This window comes from Rhizorhabdus dicambivorans (genome assembly GCF_002355275.1).
In the GTDB taxonomy this organism is placed as follows: Bacteria; Pseudomonadota; Alphaproteobacteria; order Sphingomonadales; family Sphingomonadaceae; genus Rhizorhabdus; species Rhizorhabdus dicambivorans.
On record NZ_CP023449.1, the window covers coordinates 2,390,648 to 2,403,458 of the forward strand.

A 12,811-nucleotide genomic window follows, 5' to 3' on the forward strand; every position below is an offset into this window, starting at 1 on the left:
GCGCCGGCATCCGGGTGGGCCTCGCCGATGGCGGGCGTTCCACGGTGCGCCCGATCCGCGTCCTGCTGGTCGACGATTCCCTCGTCGCGCGGACGGTATTGGCAAGGCTGCTCGACGGGCGGCCCGAATTCGAGATAGCCGGTGCGGCGCCCACCGCAGACCAGGCGATCCTGTTCCTCAGCACCCACGATATCGACATCGTCGTGCTGGACGTCGAGATGCCCGGCAAGGACGGGCTGACCGCCCTTCCCGAGATTCTCGAAGCCAGCCATGGCGCGCGCGTGCTGATCGTCTCCTCGGCCGCCGAGGCGGGCGCCTCCGCCACGGTGCGTGCGCTGACCCTTGGCGCGGCGGACACTCTGCTGAAGCCGACCGCCGGCAATTTCGCGGGGGAGTTCGCGCACAAGTTCATCGATGCGCTGCTGCGCATCGGCCATGCCAATCACGATCAGAAACGAGCTTTTCCCAGCAAGACGCCCGATGCGGCGCCCCGTCCCGTCACGCCCGCGCCGATCGTCGCGCTGCGGGCCGCGCGGTCTGGCAAGATATCCTGTCTGGCGATCGGTGCGTCGACGGGGGGGCTTCACGCGCTGTCGGCCTTTCTGAGACGGCTGACGCCTGAGTTCCGCGCGCCGATCCTGATCACCCAGCATCTGCCGCCGCCCTTCATGCCCTATTTCGCCGCGCAACTGCGCGATATCGCCGGGCGGCCGACATCGGTCGCCACGGACGGTGCCCCGCTAGTGCCCGGCCAGATGCTGGTCGCGCCGGGGGAGGGGCATATCCGGCTGGCGCGCAGCGGATCGCGGATCGTGGTGCGGATCGATCCGGCACCCGCGCCGAGCCGGTGCATGCCTTCGGTCGATCCGATGTTCGAGGCCGTAGCCGAGATTTTCGGCGGCGAGGGCGTCGGCGTGGTGCTGACCGGCATGGGCCGTGACGGCACGATCGGCGCCGAGGCGATGGTCAAGGCGGGCGCCGAGATACTCGCCCAGGATTCGGCGACCTCGGTCGTCTGGGGCATGCCGGGCTCGGTGGCGCAGGCGGGGCTCGCCTCGCTGGTCATGCCGCCCGAGGAACTGGCGCGCCACGTCTGCAACCGCAACATGGCGGGCGCGGCGTGGAAGTAAGCCCGCGCGCTGCCATGGTGATCGCGCGCCTGTTCGAGCAGGCCACGGGGCAGACGCTTTCGCAGGACCGATTCTGGCGGATCGGCACGACGCTGACCCCCTTCTGCAAGGCGCGCGGCATCGACAGTTTCGACCAGCTTGCGATGACCCTGGAGCGCGGCGCCAATCCCGAACTGTCGCTCGATACGATCGACGCGCTGCTCAACAACGAGACCAGCTTCTATCGCGATCCGGGCGTTTTCGGGCTGATCGGCGACGAACTGCTGCCGCGCATCGCGGCGAATCGCCAGCGCGAAAAGCGGATCCGCATCTGGTCCGCGGCCTGTTCGACGGGGCAGGAGGCCTATTCGCTGGCGATGATGTTCGCCGAGCAGGGCGAACGCTGGGCGGGCTGGAAGATCGAGATCATCGGCAGCGACATATCGCGATCGGCGGTCGCCCAGGCACGGGGCGGCCTCTACACCCAGTTCGAGGTGCAGCGAGGGCTACCGATCCGGCAACTGCTCGCCTGGTTCGATCATGTCGTGGATAGCGGCTGGCGCGCCAAGCCGCAGATCGCGGCGATGGTGAGCTTCACCCGCCACAATCTGCTCGGTCCTCCCCCGGCGGGCGGGCGTTTCGACCTTATCCTCTGCCGCAATGCCCTGCTGTACTTCAGCCCGGAGCGCAGGCACCAGATGCTCGAGGGGCTTGCGCTGGCGATCGCGCCCGATGGCGCGCTGCTGCTGGGGGCGGGGGAGACGGCCCGCGACTGCTCCAGCCGATTCGCCAGCGATCCCGATATGCCGATGGTCTATCGCCCTGCCGCCTATGGCAGCCTGACCAACGCCGCCTGATCCGTTGCGCGCCGGCCGCCGAGCCCGCTAAAGGGAGGATATGAGCGAGATCATCGACTGCCCGTCACCCAACCATGACGAGCGGACCCTGCCGGTCACGATGCTCGTGCTCCACTATACCGGCATGCAGGACGCAGCCTCTGCCATCGCGCGGCTGACCGATCCCGAGGCCAAGGTTTCCAGCCATTATCTCGTCGCCGAGGACGGGCAGGTGCTGCGGCTGGTGCCGGAGGAGCGCCGCGCCTGGCACGCCGGCCAGGCCTTTTGGCGCGGCATCACCGACGTCAATTCGGCGAGCGTCGGCATCGAGATCGTCAATCCGGGCCATGAGTTCGGCTATCGCCCCTTCCCGAAGCCGCAGATGGACGCGCTGATCCCGTTGATATCGGGCATCACCAATCGTCACGCGATCGAACCAGCCAATGTCGTGGGCCATTCGGATGTCGCGCCACGCCGCAAGCAGGACCCGGGCGAATTGTTCGACTGGGAACTGCTCGCCAAGCTGGGTCTCGCGCTACGCCGCCCCAGGCATGGGCTTGCCGATCCGCATTGGACGCCGGGCGGCTTCCTGCTCGCCCTCGAACGCTTCGGCTACGACGTCAGCGACGGCCCCGCCGCCGTCACCGCCTTCCAGCGCCGCTTCCGCCCCGAGACGATCGACGGGATCGCTGATGGGGAATGCCGCGCGATCCTCTTGCGGTTGCTGCTGCATCGGGAAGGCGACGAACTGCTTGAGCCGAAGAAGAACATCTGAGTGTTTTTCTGCGCCCTCAGGCGCCGGGCGCGAGGCATCCGCCTCGCTTGGCTTTCCTCGCAATAAGCTCGGGTGGCCTTTGGCCTTGCGGGGCGTTGGCACACCCCGACGCTGAGCTTGTCGCCGGAGCCTGACAAGGCTCCGCAAGCGCGAACGCGCGCCCGAGCTTATGCGAGGAAAGCCAAGGCCGGCGGATGCCGGCCGCCCGGCGCCTGAGGGCGCAAACAAAAGACTCCGTCTTGAGGCACCGCCCAAAACCTTCTACCAGCCCCCACACCAGAGGGCCGGGCGGTCGCCGCGCAGCGATGCGGGGAGGAAAGTCCGGGCTCCAAGGAGTGACGGTGCCGGGTAATGCCCGGCGGGGGCGACCCCAGGGACAGTGCCACAGAAAGCAGACCACCCGGCGGGCTTCGGCTCCGGGCCAGGTCGAAAGGGTGCGGTAAGAGCGCACCGCGGGCCCGGCAACGGGAACGGCATGGTAAACCCCACCGGGAGCAAGATCGAATAGGGACGGCATATGGGCCACTCCGCCCGGTCGTCCGGGTTGATTGCTGGAGGCCGGACGCGAGCCCGGCCCTAGAGGAATGACCGCCCATCCGTCGCGAGACGGTGGACAGAACCCGGCTTACAGGCCCTCTGGTGTTTTCCGGCTCAGCCGCCGGTCTGCGACAGGCTCAGCAGATTGTCCTCACTATCGTTGAACCAGGCGATCCGCGCCGCGCCGTCGGGGGCGGTCCAGATGCCGAGCGCATCTTGGCCCATGCCTTCATAGACCAGGAAAGCGACACCACGTTCGCGCAGCGCCGTCACCACCGCCTCGATGTCGGCGACGTCCCAGCCGAACGCTGGATGGGGCCCCGGCTTGTGGTCGGGCATCGTCGTCATCCGGATCAGCATGCCGTTCGCGACGAGGAAGTCGCCGAAGGGATCGGAACTGTGCAGTTCCAGGCCCAATGTTCGCTGGTAGAAATCGAGCGCCCGATCCCGGTCGCTCGCATAGAGGAAGGCCACCGGCGTGGCGGCGTGGCGAAGGTCGATTCCATCGGTCGGCATGGCGTCTCTCCCTGCGATGAGATCAGATTAAGAGCAAAAGCCGCCGCGCGCCATCGTCGCCTGCGTTGCATCTTGGCGGCGGACGCCTATCTTTCCGGAGCAGGAACGGAGGACGATATGGCTCGGGAAATCGCGACGCTCGCGGGCGGCTGCTTCTGGTGTGTCGAGGCCGTGTTCGACGATGTGATCGGAGTCGATACGGTTGAGAGCGGCTATATTGGCGGCCATGTCGTGAACCCGACCTACAAGCAGGTCTGCAACGGCGATACCGGCCATGCCGAGGCGATCCGCATCGCCTTCGATCCGGATGTGATCAGCTATGGCGAACTGCTCGACATCTTCTTCCACGTCCATGATCCGACCCAGCTCAACCGGCAGGGCAATGACGTCGGGACGCAATATCGGTCGGCGATCTTCCCGCACTCACCCGAGCAGGAAGCCGAAGCCAAGGCAGCGATCGAGCGCGCCCGGCCCGACTGGCCGGGCCGGATCGTCACCACGATCGAGCCCGACGCGCCCTGGTATGTCGCGGAGGATTATCACCAGGAATATTTCGCGCGGGAAGGCGCCGGCAACGGCTATTGCGTCATGGTGGTGGCGCCCAAGCTCGCCAAGTTCCGCAAGAGCTATGCCGCGCGGCTGAAGGATTCCGCGAAAGTGTAAGGATCCTCCCTGTCCGAAGGACGGGGAGGGGGACCACTCGAAGAGTGGTGGAGGGGTATCCCACCTCTGACGTCGCGCGCCGACCGGGTGTCGGGGGGGCTCCACCATTCGTGCTGCGAATGGTCCCCCGCCCCATCGCGTTGCGATAGCGAGGATCTTCAACGCGGCGCCGCGGCTCGCTTCAGCCGGTCATTGATCGCGAGGCCCAGCCCGTCATGCGGGATAGGAGCGACGGCGATCGCAATTGCGTCGGACTGATCGGCGGCATGGAGCAGGTCGAACAGCCGGGCCGCCGCCTCGATGAGATCGCCGCGCAGGGACAGGCTTGCGTCGCCCGTCACCTCGCCGAAGCCGACAAGATATTCGCCGGCCCGCGCCGTCGTCGCCTCAAGTCGCACCGGCTTGGACGGGGCATAATGGCTCGTCATCTGGCCCGGGGCCTCGATCGCCCCCGTATCGGTGGCTTCGACCGGAACGCCGGCCACGTCCGCCAGCATCGTGGCGGTGATGCTGCCGGGGCGCAGCAGGCGCAGCCGATCGGTTTCGACCGCGACGATCGTCGATTCGATCCCCACTTCGGTCGGCCCGGCGTCGAGCACCAGCGCGATCCGCCCGCCCAGTGACCGGGCGACATGCGTGGCGCGGGTGGCGCTGATCGATCCGCTGGCATTGGCCGAGGGAGCAGCGAGGGGGCGCCCGGCCGCTTCGATCAGCGCGCGCATCGTCGGATGGGCGGGCATCCGCACCGCGATGGTGGGAAGGCCGGCGGTGGTGAGGCTGGCGACGGGTGAACCGGCCGTGGCCGGAAGGACCATGGTGAGTGGACCCGGCCAGAAGCTGTCGGCCAATCGGCGGGCGAGGGGGCTGAACGATGCCACCCGCTCCGCCATGGTAAGGCTGGTGACATGGACGATCAGCGGGTTGAAGCTCGGCCGGCCCTTGGCGGCATAGATCGCCGCGACAGCTTCGCCCGAGGTCGCGTCCCCGGCCAGGCCATAGACCGTCTCGGTCGGCACCGCGACCGGCAGCCCGCGCAGGATCAGCGCGGCCGCCTCGGTCAGGCCGGCCTGGTCGGCGGGAAGGATACGGGTCTGGGTCACGCCGCGCCGCTATAGCGCGGCACACGAAAGGGCAAGTCGGGCCTCAGCCCTCGACGCGCTCGAGCAGATCGGCGGGATCGATCTGCAGGCGGCGCATGCTGCGAACCACGCGCGGCCATTCGTCACGCAGGAAGCTGTCGCGCGCCTCGCGGCGCAGCCGGTCGGTGGCGCCCTCCGCCACGAACATGCCGACGCCGCGCTTCACCGAGACGAAGCCCTCGTCCTGGAACCCCTGATAGGCTTTGGCGGCCGTCAACGGGTTGGCGCCATGCTGTGCGGCGAAGACCCGGACCGAGGGGAGCGCGTCCCCGTCGCCATAGGCGCCGTCAAGGATCGATTCCGCGATGATGTCGCGAAGGCGGAGGTAGACGGGGCGGTCCTGGCTGCTCATGGCGTTACACTGTGCTAACACAGCATGGCGCGTCAATGGCAATCAGCCTTTCCACGTCGAAACGACAGCTTCATAGGTCGGGCGAGGCCGCTCCTCCAGTTCGCGCGATGGCGAGCCCAGGAAGATGAAGCCCGCGATCCTGTCATTGGGCGCGCCGCCAAGCGATTCCAGCACCTGCGGGCTGTAGGCCGGCCAGCCGGTCAGCCACCCGCCGACGAAACCGGCGGCGTGGGTCGCGGCCAGCAGGTTCATGCAGGCCGCGCCCGCTGAAAGCTCCTGCTCCCAGAGCGGGATCTTGCTGTTCCGGGCGGGGGTCGAGAGGACCGCGACCATCACCGGTGCTTGATGGGCGAACTGCTCCATCGCCTCCAGTTCCAGCCGGCCGGCGTCAGGCTTGTCGCCGCGATAGGCCGATACCAGAAGGTCGGCGAAGGCTGCGCGCCGGTTCGCCTCGATGATCACGAACCGCCAGGGTGCGAGCTTGCCATGGTCGGGAACCCGCATCGCCGCCTCCAATATGGTGCGAAGCTGCGCCGCGTCCGGGCCGGGCGCGACCATGTCGCGCGGCTTGCCCGAGCGGCGGGTGGCGAGGAGGGCGGCAGGGGAGGAGCGGTCGTTGAACATGGCTCGCTGGTAATGCCTGATCGCTGCAGGGGAAAGCGGCTTGCGCAGATGCCGTCTTGAACGGTCCCATGGGCGGGAAATCCAGAAAATGGGAAATTCCGTTTCCCGGATCGGCGGTCGATCGGCAATCTCGTTACAAGCGCAACGATATCGTCTTCACAGCGCTCGAATCGTTGTTACTGTCCGGGCATGAAGGCCGCACCGCGCCCAGGGGGGAGCGCCGCGCGCCGCCAACGATATAGAAAGCACCTCATGGTCAATCCCGACGCTGACGCGACCACCGAGCCGGCATCGAGCCACCTTAGCCGATCGGACGGCGACACCTGGTTCGGCCATCCGCGCCAACTCGCCAGGCTCTTCTCCACCGAGGCGATGGAACGCTTCGGCTATTATGGGATGAGGGCGCTCCTCACCCTCTACCTGACCCAGCATTTCCTGTTCAGCGATCAGACCACCAACGGCCTCTATGGCGGCTTCACCGCGCTGGTCTACCTGACGCCGCTGCTCGGCGGCATCCTCGCCGATCGTTATCTCGGCTCCAAGAAATCGGTGAAATTCGGCGCGATCCTGATGTCGATCGCCTATTTCACCCTGTGCTTCGGCGGCCCTACCGCCAAGCCCTATGCGATGGTCGACGGCGCCCGCTACGAAGTGGTGATCGACGAGGCCAAGCAGCAATATGTCGTCGATGGCGGGCGGAAGCTGGCGATCAAGGGCCAGGAGGATGGCTCGGTCGATCTGGTCGCGCCCGACGGCAGTGTCGCGCGCAGCGTCGCCAAGGGCAATTTCAGCTCCGATGCCGATCGCAGCCCCTTCTACACCGGCTTGATGCTGGTGGCGCTGGCACTGCTGACGATCGGCAACGGCTTCTTCAAGCCCAATATCTCGACAATTGTGGGGTCGCTCTACGAACAGGGGGACAGGCGTCGCGACGCGGGTTTCACCATCTTCTACATGGGGATCAACCTCGGCTCGCTGTTCTCGCAGATCCTCTGCCCCTTTCTGGCGGTCGCGCTGGGCTGGTGGGCCGGTTTCGGCCTTGCCGCGGTCGGCATGATGATCAGCTGGGCGCTGATCCAGTTCGCCGGCGACAAGCTGGAAGGCTATGGCGATCCGCCTCCGGGCCAGACCAAGGACCGGTCGCTGCTGATCTATATCGGTGCCCTCGCGGCCGTGCCGCTGGGCTGGTTCCTGTTCACCAACCTGATGGCCACCGTGCCGCCCGCCGAGGGCAGCGGCTTCGCCGGCTATCTGATGGCGCTGCCGATCATGGGCAAGGTGCTGTTCTTCACCTTCCTGCTGTCGGTGACCGGTATACCGATCTGGGCCTGGAAGGCGGGCAACCAGGTCGAATTTCAGATGATGGTCGCGGCGATCGTGCTGATCGTCTTCAACGTCACCTTCTGGACCTTGTTCGAACAGGCCGGTTCCTCGCTGACGCTGTTCGCGGATCGCAACACCGATCTCACCATCGTCGGCGGCTGGTCGATGACGGCGGGGCAGACCCAGTTCTTCAACGCCTTCTTCATCGTCGTGCTGGCACCGCTGACCTCGATGATGTGGAATGCGCTCGGAAGGCGGGGGCTGGAGCCTTCGATCCCGATCAAGTTTGCGATCGCGCTGGCGGGCGTCGGCCTGGGCTTCCTCGCGCTGGTGTGGGGAACCGCCTATGCCGGGCCCGACTTCAAGGTCGCCTTGTGGTGGCTGGCGCTGCTCTACCTGATCCATTCGATGGCAGAGCTGTGCATCTCGCCGGTGGGCCTCTCGATGATCACCAAGCTGTCGATCGCGCGGGTGGTGGGCCTGATGATGGGGCTGTGGTTCCTGTCGATCAGCTGCGCCCAATATGTCGCCGGCATCGTCGCCCAGTTCGCGAGCGTCGAAACGGTCGGCGGGCAGGTGACCAACCTCAAGGTCAGCCTCGACACCTATGCCGGGGTCTTCCAGACGATCGGCATCGCCTCGATCGCCATCGGAGTGGTCCTCCTCATCGTCTCGCCGCTCATCAAGAAGTGGATGCATGGTGTTCAATAACAAGCTGAAATTCTGCATGGCGACGGCGCTGGCGCTGTCGGCCTGCACCGGCGGTGCCGCGCCCAAATCGGCCTCGTCGGACAGCCCCCCGCCCGGCAAGGGCAAGGGCTTCAACCATGATCCCTTCCCGTCCACCTACCGCGCCTATCCGGGCGTGCCGACCGCGATCGTCCATGCCACCGTCTATGATGGCGAGGGCGGGCGGATCGACGATGGCACGGTGCTGATCGCCGACGGCAAGGTGGTGGGGGTCGGCGGGGCCGATCTGGCGGTCCCTGCCGGGGCCACCGTCATCGACGGCAAGGGCAAGTGGGTCACCCCGGGCATCATCGACGTGCACAGCCATCTCGGCGACTATCCCTCGCCGCAGGTCAAGGCGCTGTCCGACGGCAATGAAGCCACCGCGCCCGTCACCGCGCAGGTGTGGGCCGAGCACAGCGTCTGGCCGCAGGATCCGGGCTTCAGCCGCGCGCTCGCCAATGGCGGCGTCACCACGCTGCAGATATTGCCGGGTTCGGCGAACCTGTTCGGCGGCCGCTCGGTCACGCTCAAGAATGTCTATGCGCGCACCGTGCAGGGGATGAAGTTCCCCGGCGCGCCCTACGGCCTGAAGATGGCGTGCGGCGAGAATCCCAAGCGCGTCTATGGCGCCAAGAACCGCGAGCCTTCGACCCGCATGGGCAATATCGCGGTCGACCGCCAGACCTGGATGAAGGCGATCGAATATAAGCGGAAATGGGACAAATATGAGGAGAAGGGAGGCGACATCCCCTCCCGCGACGTCGCGATGGACACGCTGATGGGCGTGCTCAACGGCGAGATTCTCGTCCACAACCATTGCTACCGCGCCGACGAGATGGGCATCGTCCTCGATATGGCCAAGGAGTTCGGCTACCACGTCACCGCCTTCCATCACGCGGTCGAGGCCTACAAGATTGCCGATCTGCTCAAGGCCAACGGCAGCTGCGCGGTGGTCTGGGCCGACTGGTACGGCTTCAAGATGGAAAGCTATGACGGCATTCCGGAGAATCTGGCGATCCTCCAGCGGGCCGGCGCCTGCGCGATGATCCATTCGGACGATCAGAACGGCATCCAGCGGCTGAACCAGGAGGTGGCCAAGGCGCTCGCTTCGGGGCGTCGGGCGGGGATCGATATCTCCGATGAACAGGCGTGGACCTGGCTGGCGATCAATCCGGCCCGCGCGCTGGGCGTGGCGGACCGCACCGGCAGCCTCAAGCCCGGCAAGATGGGCGATGTGGTGCTGTGGAACGGCAATCCGTTCAGCGTCTACACCCGGCCCGAGAAGGTCTGGGTCGATGGTGCGATGCTTTATGATGCGAATAATCCGCGTCTGCGTCCGGTGAGCGATTTCGAACTGGGCCAGCCGGGCGAGGGAGATGTGAAATGAAGCGCCTCCTCCTCACCGCGGCTTCCCTCATCGCCGCGCCGCTCTCGGCCGAAACCATCGCCATCACCGGCGGCACCGTCGCGATCGGCGACGGATCGCAGCCGATCGGCGGCGGCACCGTCGTCATCGCCAATGGCCGGATCGTCTCGGCCGGGGCCGGGGTCGCGGTGCCCGCCGGGGCACGGGTGATCGACGCCACCGGCAAATGGGTATCGCCGGGCATCGTCGCCGGCGTCAGCACGCTGGGCCTGATGGAAGGCTATGGCATGGACGAGGTCAACGATACGACCGCGAGCAAGTCTCCCTTCTCGGCGGCGATCGATGTCTCGACCGCGATCAATCCCACCGGCCAGCGTGTCGCCACCGAGCGCTCCTCGGGCATTACGCGTGCCTTCGTTATTCCGGCGGCAGGCAACACCATGTTCGGCGGGCAGGGGGCGGTGATCGATCTTGGTGCCGACGTCGATCCGGTGACCAAGGCGCGGGCCTTCCAATATGTCGAGCTGGGGGAGGATGGGGCCAGCGCGGGCGGCGGCAGCCGTCCGGCGGCCTATGTGCTGCTCAAAACGGCGCTTGCCGCTGCGGCCAATCCTGCTTCCGCCGATTTCGCGCACAAGGATGCGCTGATCACCCGTCAGGACGCCGAGGCGCTGGGGCCGGTGGTACGCGGTGCGATGCCGCTGCTGGTTCATGTCGAGCGGGCCGCCGATATCCGCGCGGTGCTGGCGCTCAAGGCGCAATATCCGGCGATCCGTCTGGTGCTGGTCGGCGCCACCGAAGGCTGGATGATCGCCGACCAGATCGCCGCGGCCAGGGTGCCGGTGATTGCGGCGGGCCTGCTGGACCTGCCCGAGAAGTTCGAGACGATGGCGGCGACCCAGTCCAATGTCGGCCGGCTGACCCGCGCCGGCGTCACCGTCGCGGTCTCGAACGCCGACATCTCGGAAGGGCCCTATGAGTCCTACCTCACCCAATATGCCGGCAACCTCGTCGCGCTGACGAAGCTGCCCGGCGCGCAGGGCCTCGACTGGGGGCAGGCGCTGGCGTCGATCACCTCGAAGCCGGCTGCCGCGATCGGGATGGATCGCGAGATAGGCTCGCTCCGCTCCGGCCGTCGCGCCGATGTGGTGATCTGGGACGGCGACCCGCTCGAACTCGCCTCGGCGCCGACCGCGATCTTCATCGATGGCATCGCCCAGCCGATGACGAGCCGCCAGACCCGGCTGCGCGACCGCTATCTCGATCCGGTCGAGAAGAACCTGCCCAAGGCCTATGAGCGGTAGGGGCTAAGCGGGTAGCCGTCATTCCTGCGAAGGCAGGAATCCATGTCTGTCTCCTTCTCAGGTGGCATCTGGCAGATGAGAGACATGGGCCCCTGCCTTCGCAGGGGTGACGGTGGTTGGGATCGACGTCAAGGCTTGAGCCGCTTAGAAATTCGGCGCATCTAGCGGGTCGAAAACCGGGTTGGGGAACCGCTTGCATGGCGCGTAAATATTTCGGCACCGACGGCATCAGGGGGCGTACCAACGAGAGCCCGATGACCGCCGAGATCGCGATGAAGGTGGGGCAGGCGGCGGGTGCGCATTTTCTGCGCGGAGACCATCGGCACCGCGTGGTGATTGGCAAGGATACCCGTCTGTCGGGCTATATGATGGAATCGGCGCTCGTCGCCGGCTTCACCAGCGTCGGCATGGATGTGGTGCTGTTCGGGCCGATGCCGACCCCGGCGGTGGCGATGCTCACCCGGGCGATGCGCGCCGATCTGGGCGTGATGATATCGGCCAGCCACAATCTCTTCGCGGACAATGGCATCAAGCTGTTCGGGCCGGACGGCTACAAGCTGTCCGACGATGACGAAGCGGCGATCGAGGCGCGGCTCGACAAGCCGGTGAAGCTTGCCCCCTCGGGCGATATCGGCCGGGCCCGCCGGGTGGAAGACGCGCGCGGCCGTTATGTCCACGCGGTCAAGTCCAGCTTTCCGGAGCATCTCCGCCTCGACGGCCTGCGTGTGGTGGTCGATTGCGCGAACGGCGCCGCCTATGAAGTGGCGCCTCTGGCATTGTGGGAACTGGGCGCCGACGTCATCTCGATCGGGGTCAACCCCAACGGCCTCAACATCAACGAGCGTTGCGGATCGACCGACACGACTGCGCTCGAAGCCAAGGTGCGTGAAACCCGCGCCGATATCGGCATCGCTCTCGATGGCGACGCCGACCGGCTGATCATCGTCGACAATGAAGGGCGGGTCGTCGACGGCGATCAGCTGATGGCGCTGATCGCGGCGGGGGCCCATGCGCGGGGCGAACTGCGCGGGGGCGGTGTCGTCGCGACCGTGATGTCGAACCTGGGGCTGGAGCGTTTCCTGGGCGGTAAGGGGCTCATGCTCCACCGCACCAAGGTCGGCGACCGCTATGTGGTCGAGGCGATGCGCGCCGAGGGCTTCAATATCGGCGGCGAGCAATCGGGCCATATCGTCATGTCCGACCACGCCACCACAGGTGACGGCCTGATCGCGGCGCTGCAGGTTCTGGCCCAGCTCGTCCAGAGCGGAAAGCCGGCGAGTGAATTGCTCCACCAGTTCGATCCGCTTCCCCAGCTGCTCAAGAATGTCCGCTTCGCGGGCGGCGAGCCGCTGAAGGACGACAAGGTGATCGCTGCGATCGCCGATGCCGAGGCGAAGCTGGACGGCACCGGCCGCCTCGTCATCCGCAAGTCGGGCACCGAACCGCTGATCCGGGTGATGGCTGAGGGCGAGGACAGGAAGCTGGTCGAAACGATGGTCGATCAGATCTGCGACGCCGTCCGCAAGGCCGCCTGA

General features: G+C 66.6%; 12 protein-coding genes and 1 other RNA gene. 9 read left to right on the forward strand and 4 right to left on the reverse strand.

The window, feature by feature from the left end:
• The first annotated feature begins 44 nt into the window (after positions 1 to 44).
• The 4 genes from cheB to rnpB all read left to right on the forward strand — a co-directional run bounded on the left by cheB (position 45) and on the right by rnpB (position 3,364).
• Positions 45 to 1,130 (forward strand): chemotaxis-specific protein-glutamate methyltransferase CheB, encoded by a 1,086-nt coding sequence (gene cheB / locus CMV14_RS11330; protein WP_066959314.1) that lies wholly within the window; start codon positions 45 to 47, stop codon positions 1,128 to 1,130.
• Positions 1,121 to 1,966 carry a CheR family methyltransferase gene (locus CMV14_RS11335; RefSeq protein ID WP_066958999.1) on the forward strand — a complete coding sequence of 282 codons (846 nt, stop codon included), beginning with the start codon at positions 1,121 to 1,123 and terminating at the stop codon, positions 1,964 to 1,966. The genes cheB and CMV14_RS11335 overlap by 10 nt, the downstream gene beginning before the upstream one ends.
• 40 nt (positions 1,967 to 2,006) lie before the next feature.
• The gene (locus CMV14_RS11340) at positions 2,007 to 2,720 is read left to right on the forward strand and encodes an N-acetylmuramoyl-L-alanine amidase (protein WP_066959000.1); all 714 of its coding nucleotides are present in this window, start codon (positions 2,007 to 2,009) and stop codon (positions 2,718 to 2,720) included.
• A 276-nt stretch (positions 2,721 to 2,996) separates the two neighbouring features.
• An RNA gene (gene rnpB / locus CMV14_RS11345) (RNase P RNA component class A) lies at positions 2,997 to 3,364 on the forward strand.
• A gap of 7 nt (positions 3,365 to 3,371) precedes the next feature.
• Here the strand turns inward: rnpB and CMV14_RS11350 are convergent.
• Positions 3,372 to 3,773, reverse strand: coding sequence for a VOC family protein (locus CMV14_RS11350; RefSeq protein WP_066959001.1), 402 nt, complete (start codon positions 3,771 to 3,773; stop codon positions 3,372 to 3,374).
• Between the two features lie 117 nt (positions 3,774 to 3,890).
• Here CMV14_RS11350 and msrA point away from each other — a divergent pair, with 117 nt between their 5' ends.
• A complete protein-coding gene (msrA, locus tag CMV14_RS11355) occupies positions 3,891 to 4,436 on the forward strand; it encodes a peptide-methionine (S)-S-oxide reductase MsrA (protein ID WP_066959002.1) in 546 nt (181 codons plus the stop codon).
• Between the two features lie 158 nt (positions 4,437 to 4,594).
• Here the strand turns inward: msrA and CMV14_RS11360 are convergent, their stop codons facing one another.
• From CMV14_RS11360 to CMV14_RS11370, 3 genes are read right to left on the reverse strand one after another with little or no spacing between them, the layout of a single operon-like run.
• Positions 4,595 to 5,536, reverse strand: a complete 942-nt coding sequence (locus tag CMV14_RS11360; RefSeq protein WP_066959003.1) for an L-threonylcarbamoyladenylate synthase — start codon at positions 5,534 to 5,536, stop codon at positions 4,595 to 4,597.
• A gap of 43 nt (positions 5,537 to 5,579) precedes the next feature.
• Positions 5,580 to 5,927: a GntR family transcriptional regulator gene (locus CMV14_RS11365; RefSeq protein WP_066959004.1), complete on the reverse strand. Its 348-nt coding sequence runs from the start codon at positions 5,925 to 5,927 to the stop codon at positions 5,580 to 5,582.
• Positions 5,928 to 5,969: 42 nt separating this feature from the next.
• Complete coding sequence (locus tag CMV14_RS11370) at positions 5,970 to 6,551, reverse strand: nitroreductase family protein (RefSeq protein ID WP_066959005.1); 582 nt, start codon at positions 6,549 to 6,551, stop codon at positions 5,970 to 5,972.
• A gap of 252 nt (positions 6,552 to 6,803) precedes the next feature.
• On the opposite strand from CMV14_RS11370, the gene CMV14_RS11375 reads away from it, so the two are divergent.
• The 4 genes from CMV14_RS11375 to glmM all read left to right on the forward strand — a co-directional run bounded on the left by CMV14_RS11375 (position 6,804) and on the right by glmM (position 12,811).
• Positions 6,804 to 8,585 carry a peptide MFS transporter gene (locus CMV14_RS11375; RefSeq protein WP_066959006.1) on the forward strand — a complete coding sequence of 594 codons (1,782 nt, stop codon included), beginning with the start codon at positions 6,804 to 6,806 and terminating at the stop codon, positions 8,583 to 8,585.
• The gene (locus CMV14_RS11380) at positions 8,572 to 9,993 is read left to right on the forward strand and encodes an amidohydrolase (protein WP_066959007.1); all 1,422 of its coding nucleotides are present in this window, start codon (positions 8,572 to 8,574) and stop codon (positions 9,991 to 9,993) included. The genes CMV14_RS11375 and CMV14_RS11380 overlap by 14 nt, the downstream gene beginning before the upstream one ends.
• A complete protein-coding gene (locus CMV14_RS11385) occupies positions 9,990 to 11,276 on the forward strand; it encodes an amidohydrolase family protein (protein ID WP_066959008.1) in 1,287 nt (428 codons plus the stop codon). Before CMV14_RS11380 ends, CMV14_RS11385 begins: the two co-directional genes overlap by 4 nt.
• Before the next feature lie 197 nt (positions 11,277 to 11,473).
• Complete coding sequence (gene glmM / locus CMV14_RS11390; RefSeq protein ID WP_066959009.1) at positions 11,474 to 12,811, forward strand: phosphoglucosamine mutase; 1,338 nt, start codon at positions 11,474 to 11,476, stop codon at positions 12,809 to 12,811.